Origin of the sequence: Bradyrhizobium sp. Pha-3 (genome assembly GCF_042258325.1) — a bacterium.
Classification (GTDB): domain Bacteria; phylum Pseudomonadota; class Alphaproteobacteria; order Rhizobiales; family Xanthobacteraceae; genus Bradyrhizobium; species Bradyrhizobium elkanii.
On the sequence record NZ_CP170151.1, the window covers coordinates 5,573,402 to 5,591,194 of the forward strand.

At 64.2% G+C, this 17,793-nt stretch carries 16 protein-coding genes, 2 tRNA genes and 1 pseudogene; 9 read left to right on the forward strand and 10 right to left on the reverse strand.

The genetic code is table 11. The features are described 5' to 3' along the window. Positions 1-758 precede the first annotated feature (758 nt). Positions 759-878: pseudogene (locus tag ACE10X_RS26360) on the forward strand (dehydratase); the annotation flags it as partial. An 8-nt stretch (positions 879-886) separates the two neighbouring features. On the opposite strand, the gene ACE10X_RS26365 reads toward ACE10X_RS26360, so the two are convergent. Then, positions 887-960, reverse strand: a tRNA-Gly gene (locus ACE10X_RS26365). Positions 961-1,447: 487 nt separating this feature from the next. Here ACE10X_RS26365 and ACE10X_RS26370 point away from each other — a divergent pair. Continuing rightward, positions 1,448-1,834 (forward strand): YciI family protein, encoded by a 387-nt coding sequence (locus ACE10X_RS26370; RefSeq protein WP_038383178.1) that lies wholly within the window; start codon positions 1,448-1,450, stop codon positions 1,832-1,834. A 74-nt stretch (positions 1,835-1,908) separates the two neighbouring features. Here ACE10X_RS26370 and ACE10X_RS26375 read toward each other — a convergent pair whose 3' ends face one another. The 4 genes from ACE10X_RS26375 to ACE10X_RS26390 all read right to left on the reverse strand — a co-directional run bounded on the left by ACE10X_RS26375 (position 1,909) and on the right by ACE10X_RS26390 (position 4,443). Beyond that, on the reverse strand, positions 1,909-2,241 hold the full coding sequence (locus ACE10X_RS26375) for a hypothetical protein (RefSeq protein ID WP_375763046.1): 333 nt from the start codon (positions 2,239-2,241) through the stop codon (positions 1,909-1,911). A 163-nt stretch (positions 2,242-2,404) separates the two neighbouring features. After that, entirely contained in the window at positions 2,405-3,202 is a 798-nt protein-coding gene (locus ACE10X_RS26380; protein ID WP_038383190.1) for a lytic transglycosylase domain-containing protein, read from the reverse strand. Positions 3,203-3,856: 654 nt separating this feature from the next. After that, complete coding sequence (locus ACE10X_RS26385; protein ID WP_016843397.1) at positions 3,857-4,084, reverse strand: hypothetical protein; 228 nt, start codon at positions 4,082-4,084, stop codon at positions 3,857-3,859. A 62-nt stretch (positions 4,085-4,146) separates the two neighbouring features. After that, on the reverse strand, positions 4,147-4,443 hold the full coding sequence (locus ACE10X_RS26390; RefSeq protein ID WP_028339395.1) for a hypothetical protein: 297 nt from the start codon (positions 4,441-4,443) through the stop codon (positions 4,147-4,149). Positions 4,444-4,778: 335 nt separating this feature from the next. Between ACE10X_RS26390 and ACE10X_RS26395 the strand changes: the two genes are divergently transcribed. The 3 genes from ACE10X_RS26395 (at position 4,779) to ACE10X_RS26405 (ending at position 7,721) form a co-directional block, all read left to right on the forward strand. Further along, positions 4,779-5,174, forward strand: a complete 396-nt coding sequence (locus ACE10X_RS26395) for an NUDIX hydrolase (protein ID WP_028339396.1) — start codon at positions 4,779-4,781, stop codon at positions 5,172-5,174. Between the two features lie 855 nt (positions 5,175-6,029). Next, on the forward strand, positions 6,030-7,343 hold the full coding sequence (locus tag ACE10X_RS26400; RefSeq protein ID WP_038383180.1) for a chloride channel protein: 1,314 nt from the start codon (positions 6,030-6,032) through the stop codon (positions 7,341-7,343). Between the two features lie 177 nt (positions 7,344-7,520). Continuing rightward, positions 7,521-7,721 carry a hypothetical protein gene (locus ACE10X_RS26405; RefSeq protein ID WP_375763047.1) on the forward strand — a complete coding sequence of 67 codons (201 nt, stop codon included), beginning with the start codon at positions 7,521-7,523 and terminating at the stop codon, positions 7,719-7,721. Between the two features lie 78 nt (positions 7,722-7,799). On the opposite strand, the gene ACE10X_RS26410 is transcribed toward ACE10X_RS26405, so the two are convergent. Then, a complete protein-coding gene (locus ACE10X_RS26410) occupies positions 7,800-8,990 on the reverse strand; it encodes an adenylate/guanylate cyclase domain-containing protein (RefSeq protein ID WP_375763048.1) in 1,191 nt (396 codons plus the stop codon). 239 nt (positions 8,991-9,229) lie between these two features. Here ACE10X_RS26410 and ACE10X_RS26415 point away from each other — a divergent pair, with 239 nt between their 5' ends. Beyond that, on the forward strand, positions 9,230-9,979 hold the full coding sequence (locus ACE10X_RS26415) for an autotransporter outer membrane beta-barrel domain-containing protein (protein WP_244435716.1): 750 nt from the start codon (positions 9,230-9,232) through the stop codon (positions 9,977-9,979). Positions 9,980-10,119: 140 nt separating this feature from the next. Here the strand turns inward: ACE10X_RS26415 and ACE10X_RS26420 are convergent, their stop codons facing one another. Then, entirely contained in the window at positions 10,120-11,364 is a 1,245-nt protein-coding gene (locus ACE10X_RS26420; RefSeq protein ID WP_038383184.1) for an amidohydrolase family protein, read from the reverse strand. 22 nt (positions 11,365-11,386) lie between these two features. Continuing rightward, positions 11,387-12,742, reverse strand: coding sequence for an MFS transporter (locus ACE10X_RS26425; RefSeq protein WP_375763049.1), 1,356 nt, complete (start codon positions 12,740-12,742; stop codon positions 11,387-11,389). Between the two features lie 175 nt (positions 12,743-12,917). On the opposite strand from ACE10X_RS26425, the gene ACE10X_RS26430 reads away from it, so the two are divergent. Both ACE10X_RS26430 and ACE10X_RS26435 read left to right on the forward strand, forming a co-directional pair. Further along, positions 12,918-13,787: a LysR family transcriptional regulator gene (locus ACE10X_RS26430; RefSeq protein WP_375764608.1), complete on the forward strand. Its 870-nt coding sequence runs from the start codon at positions 12,918-12,920 to the stop codon at positions 13,785-13,787. 165 nt (positions 13,788-13,952) lie between these two features. Next, entirely contained in the window at positions 13,953-14,813 is an 861-nt protein-coding gene (locus tag ACE10X_RS26435; protein ID WP_244435715.1) for a sterol desaturase family protein, read from the forward strand. A gap of 165 nt (positions 14,814-14,978) precedes the next feature. On the opposite strand, the gene ACE10X_RS26440 is transcribed toward ACE10X_RS26435, so the two are convergent. Continuing rightward, a complete protein-coding gene (locus ACE10X_RS26440) occupies positions 14,979-16,214 on the reverse strand; it encodes a glycosyltransferase family 87 protein (RefSeq protein WP_038383186.1) in 1,236 nt (411 codons plus the stop codon). A 322-nt stretch (positions 16,215-16,536) separates the two neighbouring features. Continuing rightward, positions 16,537-16,622 (reverse strand) — tRNA-Tyr (locus ACE10X_RS26445). A 309-nt stretch (positions 16,623-16,931) separates the two neighbouring features. On the opposite strand from ACE10X_RS26445, the gene rlmB reads away from it, so the two are divergent. After that, entirely contained in the window at positions 16,932-17,756 is an 825-nt protein-coding gene (rlmB, locus tag ACE10X_RS26450; RefSeq protein ID WP_038383187.1) for a 23S rRNA (guanosine(2251)-2'-O)-methyltransferase RlmB, read from the forward strand. Positions 17,757-17,793: the final 37 nt, after the last annotated feature.

Sequence of the window (17,793 nt, forward strand, 5' to 3'; positions counted from 1 at the left end):
CGGACCGTTGCCGGAGACGGCTCCGGCATTGGCTTGGGCTCCTCCTGCACATCGGCGCTCGATGCGCGATGTTTAGTTTTTTGTATTACTAAACGTAGTACTAAAATTTTTGAGCCGTCAAGCCGGTTCTCGTGACCCTGGCGAAAATATTCGCGACGCTCGCACGGGCAAGCGCCGACGTTTGCAATGCAGCAAAATATCCGTGATTTGCAGTGGATGTGGCAGACCACGATTGCCGATCTGGTCCGGCCGACGCAATTCGGCCCGTCCCGACAACAGGAAAGCCGGAAGGTTAGCCACAGCCGGTATGTTTAGTGCGTCACTTTACTGAACGTTCAACAAAACGATTGTGGGCGCAAAGCAACCCCGCCGGCAATGTCTTACAGCAACACGTGTGGATCGAGATACTTGATCAGAGTTCCGCCGGCACCATCTGCTCCGACTTCGAAAGCGCCCGTTGAGTACTGTCCGGAAGCAGCTCAAGAGATTTCGCCATCACTCAACTCTCCGGTACACGCTGCCGGGTTCGAAACGGGATTACATGCTGAATTGACCTGACGTTCGGAAACAACGCTTGTTCGCTGGGCCTGAGGCGATCCAGTTCATTCGAATGGCGTCTTGCAAGGGCGACCGCGGGAGTTGTTTGACGACCAAGCGCAACGCCAACTTGAACGAGAATGGCGCACGACGCGATGATGAATTTGCAGATGCAGCGCTGACCGGGGGGATCAAGACATCGCTGAAAGTTTGCGCGCGGGGTGCGGTTCATATCCGCAGCAGACATCAAACGCTTCGCGGCAGAGTTCGACCCGCAACCGATGCATCCGGATGAAGCTACGGCCGCCCAGACACTTTCAAAGGGCCTTGCAGCATCAGGGAGAATCATTGGAGCGGGTGAAGGGAATCGAACCCTCGTATTCAGCTTGGAAGGCTGCTGCTCTACCATTGAGCTACACCCGCATCTCGCGTTCACCTAACACGGCCGGGCGGCGGCCTCAACTGCCCCGGCGTGCGTTCTGATTCTCCGTAAAAGAAACCATTTCGCCGCAATCCGGTCGGTTTCCCGGCGCGGACGGGCCGGAGGCGGCCTTAACAGCGGCGGATTCGGCACCTATATTGGAAGTCCCATCAACAAAGAAAGGAGGTGATCAAGTGTCTTGTCTCAAGCGCTGTCACCTCGCTGGGATCGCCCGCTAGGACCTGAGCAATCAGCCTGGCATCGGGGCGCTCTCAGCCCTGGACCAGCGAGACATCAAAATCGGGGGCGCGGCGCTCATCCGCCGCGCCTTTTTGCTGTTTTGGCCTGCGCGATTCGCCGCCGCCATGCCGGCCGCCGGGATACCTTGTCGCAGCACAGAAACCGTCCGATCCGCTACAGATGAAATGTCGGCTCGGATCGCCGCGAGACGTCCTTGGGCCTGTCGCATCAGAAAAAGGAGCACATCAGATGCTTTATGCCATCCTGGCCTATCACGTCGAAGCCGAGGTCGAGTCGTGGAACGCCGAGGAGGACGCTGCCGTGATGACGGGTCTGCGCGAGGTCCATCAACGGCTGAAGGGCAAGCTCGGCCCGGCTGCGCGGCTCGGCGATACCCGCAACGCCAGCACGCTGCGTGGGCCCGGCCACGGCATGGTGATCGACGGGCCGTTCTCCGAGACCAAGGAGCAATTGCTCGGCTTCTACGTGATCGATTGCGCCGATGAAGCGGAGGCGATCGCCGCGGCGCGCGACCTGCGCAGCGTCAACCCGTCGGCGGTCTACGAGATCCGCGCGCTGAAGCTCTACATCCCCGGCGCGCCGTTTCCGGAGACCGCGGGCCCGCGCGACGCGTAGCGCATGATCCCCGCGCAAACGCCTTTGGCGTTTGTCGCGCGGCAAAGCCGCTTCGCACTTTTCCGGATCATGCCTTAGCGGCTGGAGCGTTTCGGCAGCTTCGGAAGCTTGCTCGGGTCGAACTTCGGCAGCGGCAGATCCGGCGGCGGCTCGGGCGCCACCTCCTGGCTCGGAATCAGCGTCACCTCGAAGGCAAGATCGGGCACGACGTCCGCCCTGCCCGTGCAGGTCGCGATCGCGCCGGTCCAGATGCCCTCGAGCCGCACCACCAGATCGTCGGTGCCGAACACGGTCGTGCCATCCCTGGAGTGCCGCTGCGTGGTGAGCACGGCGGAGAAGCGCTCGCCGTCGACCTCATAGGTGCCGCTGTAGAGCATGACCGCGTCGCTGCCCCACAGCCTGTCCATCGGCGACGTGCACGATGCCGGTGCCGTCCGCAAGCGACGTTCGAAACCACGCCGCGTAGGTGCCGTTCTTGAGCATGGAGCCGGTTTCCATCTGCTCCCGTTTCACAGCGCACGATCTGGGCATCGTTGCGTTAACAGGCGATGAAGGAACTCGCGCCAGCGCTCATTGGCCGTCGATCTGCCGCCCCATGATGGCGATCGCCTTCTGGTAGACGCCTGCCGCGTTCCACGCCTCGATCGCGGCGAAGTTGGGTTCCCCGGGCTGATAGCCGGCGCCGGCGCGCCAGCCATGGGCGCGCAGGAAGTTCGCCGTCGAGCTCAGCGCGTTGGCCGCGACGTCGAGATTGCCGGTGCCGTAGGCGAGGACGTTCTTCGGCATGAACTGGGTCTGGCCGATCTCGCCATGCATCGAGCCGCGCGTGCTCCCGGACAAAGTGCCGCGGTCGACGAGCTTCAGCGCCGCATAGAGCTGGTCGGTGAAGAACTCCGGACGGCGGCAGTCATAGGCAAGCGTTGCGATCGAGGACAGCATGTTCTGGTTGCCGCGCTGGCTGCCAAAGCCGCTCTCCATGCCCCAGATCGCGATCAACGGTCCCGGCGGCACGCCATAGCGCTGCTGGATCGAGGCGAACAGCGCCGCCTGCGACTGCTTCAGCGATCGGCCGCGCGCCACGATGGTCGCCGATCCGCGCTTGGCCATGAATTGCTCGAGCGACAGGCCGAAGCTGCGCTGGCCGCGATCCGCGGCAATCGTCGCACTGGCATAATGGGTCTGCATCAGCGCGGCGATCGCGGTGGCGCCGATGCCCTTGGCGCTCGCCTCGCCCGAGAACTGCTGCTTCCAGGCTTCGAACCCGCCGGGCCCGTTGCCGCACTGCGCCGCGTTCGCCTCAGCCCCCAGCGTTGCAACCATCACGACGATGGCGAGCGCCGACGTCGCAACCTGCCAGCCCCTGATCATCCGAAACTCCTTCGCAAATGTGCCGCCGCCCCTCGCGGGCGCGGCGCTGACGATGGCCGGATTGACATGACCCGGCGATGAACGATCCACCTCAGATTCGGCCGCGGACCGTCACGATATGTCGCCGGCAGCGGATTGGCCATCCCGGCCGCCTCGGGCAGGCCGGGACATTTGGCCCCTGCGCCCGAAAGGCGTCATGCGCCGGGCATGACGACGAACACGGCGTGCGTGACGATGCAGATCGCGCGTGAGATCAGCGAAATCCGGTGGTGAAAGGCGTGCGATATAGTAGGTTCTCCGCGGGGACGGCGGCCCCGCTGTCCTCCAACTTGGGAGGCGATGGCTATGATGACGTCCCTGTCACTTCTAGCGGTCCTGCCCGTGATCCGCCTCCTGTCGATGTCGACGGGCCACGCCGCATCCACATGCTCCTCGAGCAATTTCGGCATCTCTGCCGTACCGTGCGGGAAGCGGTACCCGGTCAGCTACGAAGCCTGCCGGAAATACGTGATCGAGCATGGCGCATCGCCGGCCGAATCCTGGTGGTACTGCAGCAGTCAAGGCTACACCAAATAGCCGGCGAGGCCTTTCGCCGCCGCGGACAGCGCGTTGAGCTGCCGCGACGTCGAACGCGCATGCCTGCCGATCAGCGTGTTAAGGCACGTCGCCTCGCCTCACCGGACCGACGGTCTGCGGCCGGTTGAGGAAAAACTCGCGATTGCCGAGCGCGGCCTCGGCATACTGGTCGATCGCCACGATGATCGCCTGCACGTGGTGAAAGCACCAGCCTTCCCGCGTCGCCATGTGCCGGACCTCGGCCAGCGCCTTGATCCAGGGCGCGTGATCATCGCTGTCGTGGAAATACCGAAGCGGCTCTCTCATCTTTCCTCCGGCACATCACGTCTTGCAGTTCGGCGCGCAGCCGCCGCATTCCGAGCGCGACGTCATGCACGCGCTTCGCCGGCGGCCAGCTCTCGCTTCGCCGGGCGAATGAAGGCCGGCGTCGCGGCGCGACGGCGCGGTGCAACGCTCGCATGCACGATGATCGGATCGCGGTCGCCCAGGACCTCCCGCTCCTCGACCAGGCGGCTCATGACCAGCCGCATCTTCAAGAGGTCCCCGGCGACGAAGGCGCAATCCTCATCGCGGTTGATCTGCTGGCGCATGATGGCTTCGGCCTCGAGCATGCTGACGCGCAGCGCCCTGATCTGCCTGCGAATTTCGCTGATGCGGTTGTCCATGGCGTCCTCCAATTCCCGGTGGAGGGCAATTAGAACAAAACAAGAACATTGAGTCAAGCGGTGAAGTCGTCCGTCATGGGTATCGTTATCAAGACGTAACCGGGTGAGTTCCGGTCACCGGCCGTAACAGTTTCACGAATTCAACGTGAGGTACCGGACATCAGCGAGATCAAGGAAGCCACGGGCGACCGCACGCAGCGAGGATCGCAGCCGTCAGAGACAAACAGCCGACACACTGTGGAACAATGCGGCATCGAACTTGTCTACACAAATAGACAAGTTAAAATGGGTCGATTCTATTTCGATCATTGCGCAGCAAATGCCCAAGTACTCCAATGCCCAAGTCCTCCAAGCTGGTAGCCGCGAAGCGCGGCAAGGTTCTTCTGGTTAGACGCCGATCTGACGGGCTGTGGATGTTCCCCGGCGGGCGCAGGCGCGCGCGCGAGACCGGGAAGGATTGCATCAAGCGCGAAATCAAGGAGGAACTGCCGAAGCTCAAGCTCGGCAGGCTCAGCCTGTGGAAGGAAGTGACGGCCAGGAACAAGCGTTCCGGCCGCAGGATGAGCGACGCGATCTTCATCGCCAAGAACGCCAAGGGTCGACTGGCGATCGGCGACAAGAAGGAGATCGACCGCGCCGCCTGGCAGAAGCCGCGGGGCCTTCGCCTGACGCCGACCTCCCGCTACATCCGCGACCGGCTGTTTCCGAGAAAGCAGCGGCGCCGGAGATAGACGCACGATCGACCGAGCCTCGCATCGCGGTGCACGCAGGGCTTTCTTTCGGCTCGCGCGCAGGCCACCGGTTCCACCGCAGGAACACCGTACTGATCCGGATTTCTGGAAAGATAGGACGGTCGTAATACCAACCCTGCCGGCGTTACCGTTCTTTGCAGAGCATTTTTTCACGACTGAGTTTTTACAGACCTATTGTAACCGGCAGAAAAGGGCCGCCGATGCGACGGCCCTTTTCGATTCAGTGCCCGTATCAAGCGGGCGGCTTCAATCCCGGTGAATTTGCCCTCCCCAACTCAGTATCAGGCAGAATGAGGCCGCCAACCGGCGGCCTCCTTGTTGAGCGGCCCCAGCAACCTATGGGGGCCTGGGAGGGCAGGCGCTGGGGCCATCTACCGGCCCGGGGTAGCGCGGTCGGGCCAGGTGAGCATCCATCAAATGAACAGAGCAACGGCAACCATTGCGATTGGGCAAAGTCCCAATACGACGATGCCCGCTCGAACAATCACTTCGGACATGACACGCGCCCTTCAATGGGGCGGTCAAAATACGCCGCGGCGAAAGCCGCGCAAAGTGCAGTTTGTGCCAGTTTTTCCGCGTCCCTCAATCATGCGTCACCGCGGGAAAGGACGCGCCAGGGCGGAGTCGTTCCGACACCAAAACTGACGCGCGAACCTCCTGAACATCACCGAAGAGTTGGCCCACGGCCGGTATCGCGCGTTTCGCGCCTTGGAGCCTGGCGACTGCGCCGGCACACCGTGCTGATTTCTTGAGCTTCGTATAGCACCGACGCGTGCTAGGAATGACGCGATCCGCTTCGTATCGGACCACGACATGAGCTGAGAATTCGTCAGGATGACCTTCCCCTCCAACCGCCAGAGGCGGCTGTTCAGACTGGTCTCCGCGCGCTGGCAGCGCCGGGCCCTGTTCTTGCTGGGCGGCATTGCGGTCGGTGCGGCGGCCGTCGCGCTCGCGCAACTCGCGGATCTGGCGCAGATCGCGTTTGGCGCAGTGGTATCCCGTTTCCATTATGCCTCGCTGGTGCTGACTCCGGCCGGGTTCGCGCTGTCGGTGTTTCTGACCAAGCGCTTCTTTCAGAACGCGCAAGGCAGCGGGATCCCGCAGGCGATCGCTGCACGCCATCTGACCGACCAGACCGCGCGCGAAAGCCTGGTTTCGCTGCGCGTTGCGGCCGGCAAGATTCTGCTGACCCTGTTCGGCCTGTTGTGTGGCGCGTCGGTCGGGCGCGAGGGACCGACCGTGCAGATCGGCGCCTCGATCATGTTTGCGCTCGGCCGCTTCTCGCCGCGGCGCCAACCCGGCCTGATCCTTGCCGGCGCGGCCGCGGGTGTCGCGGCCGCCTTCAACACCCCGCTGGCCGGGATCGTGTTCGGCATCGAGGAAATGAGCCGCGCCTTCGAGACGAGAACCAGCAGCCTGATCATCGGCGCGGTAATCGCTGCCGGCCTGACCTCGCTCGCGCTGATGGGCAACTACACGTATTTCGGCACCAGCGCGACGGCCCTGCGCAACGGCACCGACTGGCTCGCGGTCCCGCTCTGCGGCGTTGCCGGAGGTCTTGCGGGCGGCCTGTTCAGTCGCATCCTGATCGCAATGGCACGCGGATTTGCCAATCCGGTCGGGCGCGCGATCAAGCGTTATCCGATCGGCTTTGCCGCAATCTGCGGATTTGCGGCTGCGATTTGCGGGATTGCGTCCGACGGCGCGATCTATGGCACGGGATATCAGCAGGTCAAATCCGCGTTCGAAGCCGGAGCACAATTGCCGGCGAGCTTCAGCGTCTGGAAATTCCTGGCGACCACGTTCGCCTCGATCAGCGGCATGCCGGGCGGCATCTTCGCGCCCTCGCTCGCGGTCGGTGCCGGGCTCGGCTCCAACATCGCGCCGCTGTTTCACGGCGCGCCGCTGCCGGCCATCATGCTGCTCGGCATGGTCTCCTATTTCGCCGGCGTGGTTCAGGCACCGATCACCGCCTTCGTGATCGTCACCGAGATGACCGACAATCACGCGATGGTCGTGCCCTTGATGGCCGCGGCCCTGATTGCGCACGCGAGCTCGCGCCTGATCTGCAAGGAAGGCGTCTATCACGCCCTCGCCAAGGGCTTCGTCGAGCAGGCTGCGCCGGCGCAGAAGATCACCTCGATCTGAATTCCCGGCACCAAGGAAAAACGGCTCCGGCGTCTCGCATTAAATAAACTTCGCCTGAAACAAACGGAATGTTTCAGTGACTCTTCATGCGTGAACGGAGTTCCGGGTTCCTCGGGAGCGGACTCATCGCGGCGGCGTTGGTCTACGGGCAGTCCCCGGGAAAAAGGGGGAAGCGCTATGGCCGAGAACGTCATGAACAACCCCGCCTATTGGCGGGATCGAGCCGCCAAGACACGCGCCAAGGCGCATTCGTTCAGATACCAATACTCACGCGCGAACCTTCTGAAGATCGCCGAAGAGTACGATCGTCTGGCAAACCATGCCGAGCAGCAATTGTTGCGCGCGCCGGCGATGAAGCTGTCCGGCCAATCTCCTTAGCGGCAGGAGCCTTTTGGACATTGGGCTGTCTCAGCCGGTGCGTGCGCCCCACGTCACGCTGCTTTCGGCCATCGAGCCTCAGCCGCGATACGCAAACAGCTCGATCGGCTCGCTGAAACCGCGCACCGAATGCTCGCCAACATGCTCGAGCGCGAAATCGTGCTCGACCAGATCGGCGAAGGCGCGCGACAGCAGCACGTTTCGTCCCAATTGCTTGGTCAGAGCCTCGAGCCGCGAGGCCATGTTCACCGCGGGGCCGATCACCGTGAAGTCGAGCCGGCTACGCGATCCGATATTGCCGTACATGACGTCGCCGACATGGACGCCGATGCCGTAATTCATCGGCGCCCGGCCCATCATGCTGTTCTTTTCGCTCAGCGCCGCCATCGCCTGCCGCGCCTCGGACACCGCGTGCAGCAGGTTGGCGCAGGCCCTGGGATCGCTGAGCGGGAAAATCGCAAGCAGGCCATCGCCGATGAATTTCAGGATCTCACCGCCGTGTCGCGCAATCGGCTCCGACATCGCGTCGAAATAGTCGTTGAGAAGATCGATCACGTCGTCGCGCGGCCAGGAGTCGGAGATCCGGGTGAAATCGCGTAAATCGCAGATCATGATCGCGGCGCGGACCGTGGTCCCGCTGCCCCGCCGCGTCGCACCCGCCAGGATCATCTCGCCGGCATGCGTGCCGACATAGGTTTCGAGCAAGGTCCGCGCTAGGCGATTCTTCATCCGGATTTCGCTGACCAGCGCCAGCACCGGCAGCACCTTGCGCAGCTCGGTAATATGGGCGTCATCGAAACCGCCGGACCGGTCGGTCGCGAACGTCACGACATGCCGCTTGCCGAGCGTATGCAGCAGCGGCCACGCCACATAGTCGGTCAGGCCTTGCGCGCGCATCTCATCAAAGAGCGCGTGCGTGCGGCCAGGCGCCCGTCCGAGCCGCTCGCGCACTTCGCCGGCGCCCTGGTGGATTTCGTAGACCGGGCTGCCGATATATTCCGAGCGCTCCCTGACCTCGTAGTCGACCCGCGTGATCTCGGCCTCGCGCTTGCCGTCGCCCCAGATGATCCGGGCGCCGAGCCATTGCGGATGCTGGATCAGGAGATTCATCGTCGCCCGCTTGAGGGGAATACCCGTCTGCTGCAACCGGACGCACAGCTCGGCGAAGATATTGTCGATGAAGCGCTCGTCGCGGGTCTCGTTGGTCAGCCAGGCCACCACGTCGCCGCCCGATTGCGGCGTGACGGACTCGATGTTGGGGGCGTTCATGGCTTGCTCCGGAGCGGCGGGTGGGATCGGCACGCGATATGTCGTGCTTCCGCCCGGCAACGTCAACGCCGCCAGCGGTAACGTGATCGGGCGCGCGGTGCGGCCAGGGCGTGCCACGCCGGCCTGCCCGCGCCCTTCCATGCCGCCGACGCGCCTCGCCGTCCCGCGGTCTTCACATCCGCTGACGCACGGAGGGCGGTCAGACCAGCCTGCGGCCGTCCAACACCACCGGCTCGACCCTGAACAGCGATGACTTCAAGGCGCAGGCCGGGCTCGACGGCCTCGCGCTCGAGAACAATTACGGCCGCCTGATCGTCGGCCTCACGTTGCAGTACGGGCTGACCACGGCTTATGTGAATTCGTTCTTCGGCAACGGCCGCATCCGCGCCGAGGGCACCGGCGTCGGCGCCACTGCCACCTGGTACGGCGACAACGGCGTCTACATCGACGGCCAGATGCAGACCATGTTCTTCCGCGGCGATCTCACCTCTGATCTCGTCGGCAGCATGACCCATGGCAATGAAGGCCTCGGCTATGCGTTCAGCGTCGAAGGCGGCAAGCGCTTCACCGTCGGCAACGGTTTTTCGCTGACGCCGCAGGCGCAGCTCGCCTATTCGAAGGTCAACTTCGACGGCTTCACCGACCGCTTCGGCGCGCTGGTCTCGCTCGGCAATGCCGACAGCCTGCTCGGCCGCGTCGGGTTGTCGCTCAATCACCGGAAGAGCTGGAGCGGTGGCGCCCGCTCCGACCTCTACGCGATCGGCAATCTGCACTACGAATTCCTCGACGGCACCAATGTCGACGTCGCGGGCACCGGCTTCGCCAGCGCCAACGACCGGCTCTGGGGCTCGATCGGCGGCGGCGGCAGCTACAGCTGGGCGGGCGGCCGCTACACATTGTTCGGCGAAGCGACCTATCGCGCCAGCCTGCAGGATGCCGGCGACAACCACAGCTACAAGGGCACCGCCGGCCTCCGCGTGGTATGGTGAGGACGGACGCACTGCCAAAATATCGAAAACAACCCCATGCAAAGTAGCCGGCGGACACGGCAACTTGACTCGTCGGGCAAATCAGCGGTACGCTTCCATTATTCAGAAATCGTATCGATTCAGCCTGCCCTCTTCCCGTCCTACCCGCCCAGCCGATCGACCTCGGCCTTGCCGGCCTTCATCACCAACGGGATTTGCTCGCCCTGGCCGAGCAGGCAACCCACGTCGCGCAGCGGGTTGCCCTCGACCACCAAGAGATCGGCGAAGGCCTCCGGCGCGATGCGGCCGAGCTTGCCTTCCATGCCGAGCACCTCGGCGCCGATGATGGTCGCGCTGGCGATCACCGCCTGCGGGCCGAGCAGCTCGGCGCGGATCCGGAATTCGTCGCTCTGCAAGCGCTGCGACGGCCCGAGCAGGTCGGTGCCGAACCCCATCTTGACGCCGGCCTCGCGGTAGATCGCGAGCGAGCGCAGCCCGGCATCGCGCACGTCGGCGATCTTGGCAACGCTCGCCGCAGGCAGGCCGTATTTCGCGCCCTCATTGGCCAGCGCCTCGTAGGTGACCAGCGTCGGCACCACATAGGCGCCCTGCTCGGCCATCAGGCGCGCGGTCGGAAGGTCGATCAGATTGCCGTGCTCGATGGTGCGCACGCCGCAGCGTATTGCCCGCTCGATCGCCTCCGCCGTGTAGGCGTGCGCCAGCACATAGGTGTGACGCGCCCTCGCCTCGGCGACAATGGCGCGGATCTCGTCCTCGGAATAGCCGTAGGCGCCGATCGGATCGGTCGGCGACGCGACGCCACCGGACGCCATGATCTTGATCTGGTCGGCGCCCATCTGCAGCTCCTCGCGCACCGCCTTGCGCACCGCATCGACGCCGTCGACGACGCGTGCGATCGCGCCGACCCGCACGCAGCAGGAGCAGGTCGGGTCGGCCAGATAGTCGGAGCGGGCCCGCCCGTCGCCGTGACCGCCGGTCTGGCTGAGCGCGCGGCCGGAGACGAACAGCCGCGGACCGTCGGTGAGACCGGTGTCGATCGCCTGCTTCAGCGCGTAGCCGGCGCCGCCGGCATCGCGGACGGTGGTGAAGCCGCGCTTCAGCATGCCACGCAGCAGCATGGTCGAGCGCAGCGTCACCAGCACGTTGGCCATCCGCGCCTGCTGCGACAGGTCGAGCTCGACGGCAACCGCATGCACATGCAGGTCGATCAGGCCGGGCATCAGGGTCTTGCCCTTGAGGTCGATGACGCGATCGGCGGAAGCCTCGATCGGCCTGTCCGACACCTCCTTGATCAGGCGATCCTCGACCAGCGCGTGGTGGCCTTCGAGCAGATCGGGCCGCAGCGGATCGAGCAGCGCGGCATTCTTGAAGAGGATAGTGGACATGATCGTCTCCTGGACTGCGTGATCACGCAGCCTTGCTTGCAATGTCTTCCAGCGACCGGCCGCGCGTCGGCACGCCCATCAGCACGACGGTCAGCGCGCCGATCACCAGCACCGACGTGGTAACGCCGAACACGCCGGCAAAGCCGAAATTCGGATAGAGGTAGCCGACCAGGATCGGCGCCACGATCGCGCCGATGCGGCCGATCGCGGATGCGAGCCCGGCCCCCGTGGTCCGGATCGATGTCGGAAACACTTCGGCCGTGTAGGCATAGACGCCGGCATAGGTGCCGTTCATGAAGAACGACAGCAGCAGGCCGGCCGTCATGATCTCCGCATCGCTCTTGGCAAAGGCCAGCCCGAGCGCGCTGACGCCGCCGAGCAGCATATAGGTCGCAATCGTCGCCTGCCGTCCGATCCGCTCATTGAAGAAGGCGGCGGTGAAATAGCCCGGCACCTGCGCGCAATACATCGCGAGCGAATAGCCGAAACTCTTGGTGATGCTCATGCCGTTCTGCACCAAAAGGCCGGGAATCCAGACGAAGAAGGAATAGTAGCTGAAGGTGATCGACAGCCACATGATCCAGGTCATGGTGGTGATGCGCGCCTGCCGGCCGGCGAGCAGCGCGGCAAAATTGCTCAACAGGGTTCCCGACGAGGCGACCGGCGCGGCCGGCTCGGCGACCGCAGGCGGCAGCGCGCGGCCCTCGCGCGCGAAGCCGGCCTCGATCCTGTCGAGCACCTCTTCGGCTTCCTTCGCCCTGCCCCGGCTCTCGAGCCAACGCGGCGATTCCGGCAGCGATCTCCGCCACCACAGCAGCATCACGACCGGGATGGCGGTGATGACGAGCACGATGCGCCAGCCGTTCTCGTAGGCAGGCACGATGAAATAGCCGAGCAAGGCGGCGGCGACGAAGCCGAACGAGAAGAAGTCCGCCAGCGCGCCGGTGAAGGCGCCGCGGTAACGCCGCGCCACGAACTCCGCGAGGTACGGCGCGATGATCGCGCTCTCCGCGCCGGTGCCCATGCCGGCGACGACGCGCGCGGCAAAGAATGCCGGCCAGCTATCCACCGCCGCGCTGACCAGCGAGGCCGCGCTGTAGAGCGCGAGCGCCGACATCATCACCGCGCGTCGGCCGATCAGGTCGCCCAGCATCCCCGCGAGCAGCGCGCCGAACAGATAGCCGACGAAGGTGCTGCTGCCGAGCACGCCGGTCTCGACATTGGTCAGCCCCCAGGCGGTGCGCAGCACCGGCAGGATGAACGCCAGCACCGCGGCATCCATCGCGTCGAACAGATAGCCGAGGCCCCCCATCAGCAGCAGGTGCACATGGAACCGCGCGAACGGCAGGCGCTCGATGCGCGCCGAGATCATCGACATGAAAGTCCCCCTCGCCCCGCGGTCGGCACGCGCCACGGGGTCAGCCGGGGAATGATAGACAAACCAATATTATCCGAATAATTTATAATTGTTATCTGGCACATCACCATCGTGAATATAGCTCGTGTCCTTCCGCACGCTCGACCTCAACCTGCTGAAAGTCTTCGAGGCGCTGATGACCGAGGGCAGCGTCACGCGCGCCGCCAGCGCGCTGACCATGACGCAGCCCGCGGTCAGCAACGCGCTCGCGCGGCTGCGCGACGCGCTCGGCGATCCCCTGTTCGTGCGCACCGCGAGCGGGATCCGCCCGACGCAGCGCGCCGTGGCGCTGTGGCAGCCGATCGGCGATGCCCTGGAACACGTCCGCCACGCGCTCGACGAGGACGCCTTCGATCCGCGACAGACCCAGGCCGAATTCATCCTGTCAATGTCGGATTACTCGTCTTCGCTGGTGATGCCGCGGCTGCTCAACCGCTTCAGTGAAGTGGCGCCGTCCGCGCGCATCCACACCGTGCCCAACACCATCCTGGAGATCGGCGACCGGCTCGAGGACAACCGGGTCGATTGCGTGCTGAGCGTCTATGTCAACGAGGCGCAGCAGCCGCCGGCCGTGATCCGCTCACGCTCGCTGTGGACCGTCGAATATGCCTGCATGATGCGGCGCGACCATCCGCTGGCCAGGCAGAAGCGGCTCAACACCCGGAGCTTCCTTGCCGCCAAGCATGTCGATGTCAGCCTCGCCGGCAAGACGCTGCCGACCTACGACCAGTTTCTCGCCTCGCGCGGGCTGTCGCGCAATCTGGTCGCGACCGTCAACCACTACAACGCCGCCTACGAGATCGTGCGCCAGTCCGACCTGATCGCCGTGCTGCCGCGCGATCTCAGCGCCCAGTCCCGCCACGCGCCGCATCTGCACGCCATGCCGGTGCCGCTGCCGGCGCCGCCGCGCATCGTCAGCCTGTTCTGGCACCAGCGCAACGACACCGTTCCCGCGCAACGCTGGCTGCGCGAGACGCTGGTGGAGCTGTTCGCAAGGATGGAGTGAGGGGGTGGGATCGGCGCATGCGGACTAACCCGGCTCCCGGACAGCCGTGATCCCCGTAGCGGCACGGGGATGCTGATTAACGCTCCCACAACTCGGGTTTCGTTTCCGATTGACGCCATCGGGGACCGAGGTGGTAGGCTGTCGCCATTTCACGTGGCCATTTGAATGCGCGAGTTATTGGAACAATACCAGCTTTTGCTGGCGCCCCTGATCTTCGTGCCGTTCGAGCAACTCTTTGCGGCGAGGCAGCAGAAGATCTTCAGGCGTGGTCTGTCGACCGATATGGCCTTCCTGTTTCTCAACGGCTGGCTGGTGTTCGTCGGCGTGACCGCGATCATCGCGGTGGCGACGCTCGTCAATCAAACGATCCTCCCCTCGCCAGTCAAGCAGGCGGTCAGCGATCTCCCGTATTGGGCTCAGGCGCCGATCGCGATCGTGATCGGGGACCTCGGCATCTACTGGACCCACCGCATCCTGCATGTCGTGCCTGCCATGTGGCGCATCCATGCCGTTCATCACGCCGTCGAAGATCTGGACTGGCTCGCCGCGATCCACCAGCACCCGCTTGACGTGACCTTCATGAAGGTTGGTTCGCTGTTTCCGCTGTTCGCGCTCGGCTTCTCCGCTGAGGCGATCGGGACCTATCTTGCGATCTACTACTGGCAGTCCTGGCTCGCGCACGCCAACGTGCGCCTGGGCTACGGCCCGCTGCGCCATGTCCTGGTGTCGCCGGAGTTTCATCACTGGCACCACAGCAGCGAGCGGGAAGCCAGGGACAAGAACTACGCCGGGCTGTTCTCGTTCTACGATGTACTGTTCGGCAGCCTCTATCTTCCGGAAGGGCAGAAGCCGACGGCATTCGGCGTCGATCATCCGATGCCCACGAGCTACCTGACGCTTTTGGCCTATCCGTTCGTCGCCTGGGCCTCGATGCTCAAGCGCGACGATCCGTCGGGCACCAGACGCCCGGTTGGCGCGGAGGCTGTGCCCGGCACGGCAACACCGCCGGCGCACCAGGACGGCTGATCCTGACGATCTTCGCAGACTGTTCGCGATCAGGACACTCAAGCGCGATGAGATCGGGTTGAATCCTCATCGCGCCTTAGCTCTTTGCTTGAGCATGATCTCCGCGCAAACGCGTCCCGCGTTTGTCGCAAGGGAAAACCGCTTCGCACTTTTCCGGATCATGCTTTAGCCTCCGACGGTCGCAGATTTTCGCAACTCCTCGCCTGGAACTGTCTCGCCGGCCTCTTGCCGGTATCTCGTCCAGATCAGCGCGATCACGGCTGCGCACATCATGGGGCCGAGAGGCGTGCGCACGAACGGGAAAGCGTATCCCAATACGAAGATGACGCTGACCGCGATCCGGAAGGCGCTTCGACCCGAACGCGACGCGAGGCGGCCCGCGGTGTCGTTCATGAGAAAGAGCAGCGCGACCACCAGGATCGGCATGTCGTAGATCGCGAAGTAAGGAGAAATCAGCGGCGTTGCCGCCAGGAGGCTTGCGGCCTTTACGGCGAAGCTGACATGGCCGCGCCATAGGATCAGCACCCCGATCGCAACCACCGATGCGATGGCGACGTGGAACGCCATCGCCAAACCGTAGCCAAGGCCGGCGTCTCTCAAGAGCCCATAGATACTCTGAAGTTTGTACCATGGCAGCGCGCCACTGAGGTGGAATTGCGTCGTGGCGAAGGTGGCGGCGGTGCGGAATCCATCGAAGGTATCCCAACCGAAGATCAGCCCGGCGAACAGCAGGAGGACCGGAATCACCAGGGCGGCGGTGATGACGACACGCCAACGCCCGGTAGCGATCAACACGAAGGGCAGCAGAACGCCATATTGAGGTTTGAAGATCAGCAGCGCGATCAGGATTCCGCTGAGAAGCGGACGCCTGTCCAATGTCAGCAGGATGCCGCCGAGCAGCGATGCGGCGAGCAGTGCGCTTTGGCCGGAAATGAAGTCGTAGAATACAGGCGGAGCAACGAGTGCCAGCAGCAGCGCGCCGAAGCGTGGCCGGATGGTATAAGCGACAAGCAGCCAGCAAGACAGCTTTGCCGCGCTCCAGACCCAGAACGCAACCGGAAACGGCAGCAGCGCCAGCGGCGCCAGAACCAGGAAAAACACCGGCGGATAAAAGAACGGAACCGGCACCTGATCGTAAGGATACGGAGCGTGATTGAGGGATTGCACCCGGAGAACAAGTTGCCGATGCAGCTGCTCCCAATCGTAGGCCGCCGCCGCATGGCCTTCGAGCGCCATCGCGCCCGCGCCCCAGAAACATGAAAAATCGATTCCGGCCTGGCCGCCACCACCGAAAAATGCCGGTATCGAAACCAGAATCGAGACGCCAAGCAAGATGACGCAGGCAACCATCAGCGCCGGGTCATCTCCTGCAGAAACGTCCCAGTGCAAAATTTTCTTCATGTCGTCTGAAACGGCTCAATCATGAAATGGCACAATCTACCATTGCACTCTCGGGCCGAGCAATGGAACGCCGGCGGCGGCTGGAGCTGTTTGCGCGGATAGGGTGAAGACGCAGGCGTCGAATGGGCGAGCAGGTGGTGGCCCACCTTCGCTCAATTCGCTGCGATGGAGTTTCCTGGGCTTGCCGGGCCGTGGGTCGCGAAGCGACTCATACCTCGCTGATGCAGCCCGCCGTCGCCCGTTGGGCGTGGCAGCCTTCTCGCTTCGCTACGATGGAGTTTTCCCGGCCTGCCGAGCCGTAGCTCGCGAAGCGAGCGAAGGCTGGTGGGGGAGGCAGGACTCGAACCTGCGAAGCCATGAGGCGGCTGATTTACAGTCAGCTCCCTTTGCCACTCGGGACACTCCCCCGTCCAACAGCATCAGACCGGCCGCGCGAGTGGCGGCGGACCGGGTCATCGAAATGACGCTGATAACCGGCCGACCCGAAGCGGGTGCGCGGTCGGGCGCGTTTATGGGGGAAGGCGGTCCCCAAAGTCAACCAAGCCAGCGGTCCATTTGGGATACTTTTGCAGGCTCGGGCGATCTCTGTTCCAAAGTCGTGAGTCTTGCGGCTAGATTCTTGTTTTGTCGCGTTTTCTTCACGCGAACCGGACCCCGCTTCGCTCGAAAACGCTGTGCAAAATTGCCAATATTCGGGAGCCGTGACACAAGCCTCACATGAGCGATCGCGACCGCAAACCCAATTTCCGAGGCAAGGGCGGTAAACCCTTCCAAAAAGGCCAGAAATTCGGCCGCCCGCCGGCCTGGCGGGACCGCGAATCCGGTTCCGACGGGCCGGTGATTCTGTATGGCTGGCACACGGTGTCAGCCGCGCTTGCCAACCCCGACCGCCATATCCGCAAGCTTTACCTCACCGAGAACGCGGCGAAGCGCCTCGCCGACGAAAACATCGCGACCCGCGTCGCCCCCGAGATCGTCCGGCCCAGCGAGATCGACCGGCGCCTCACCCCCGATGCGGTGCATCAGGGCCTCCTGGCGGAGGCCGATCCCCTGCCCTCGCCCGACATCGACACGCTGGCGCTGGAGGGCATCGTGCTGGTGCTCGACCAGATCACCGATCCGCACAATGTCGGCGCCATCCTGCGCTCGGCCGCGGCGTTCGCGGTGAAGGCGATCGTCACCACCTCCCGTCACAGCCCGGAGGCGACCGGCGTACTGGCGAAATCCGCCTCCGGCGCGCTTGAGCTCGTGCCTGTTGTCACCGTGCAGAACCTGGCGCGCGCGCTGAACGAGTTGAACGAGCGCGGCTTCCAGACCGTCGGCCTCGACAGCGAGGGCACCGAGGATCTCGGCAAGGCCGCGCTGCAAGCGCCGCTCGCGCTGGTGCTCGGCGCCGAAGGCAAGGGCTTGCGGCAATTGACGCGCGAGACCTGCCGCCTCGTCGCCCGCCTCGACATGCCCGGCGAGATCAAGAGCCTCAACGTGTCGAACGCCTGTGTGCTCGCGCTCTATATCGGCGCCAGCCGGCTCGGGCTGATGTGAACGACAAACGCCCGCTCGCGTGACGCGAACGGGCGCT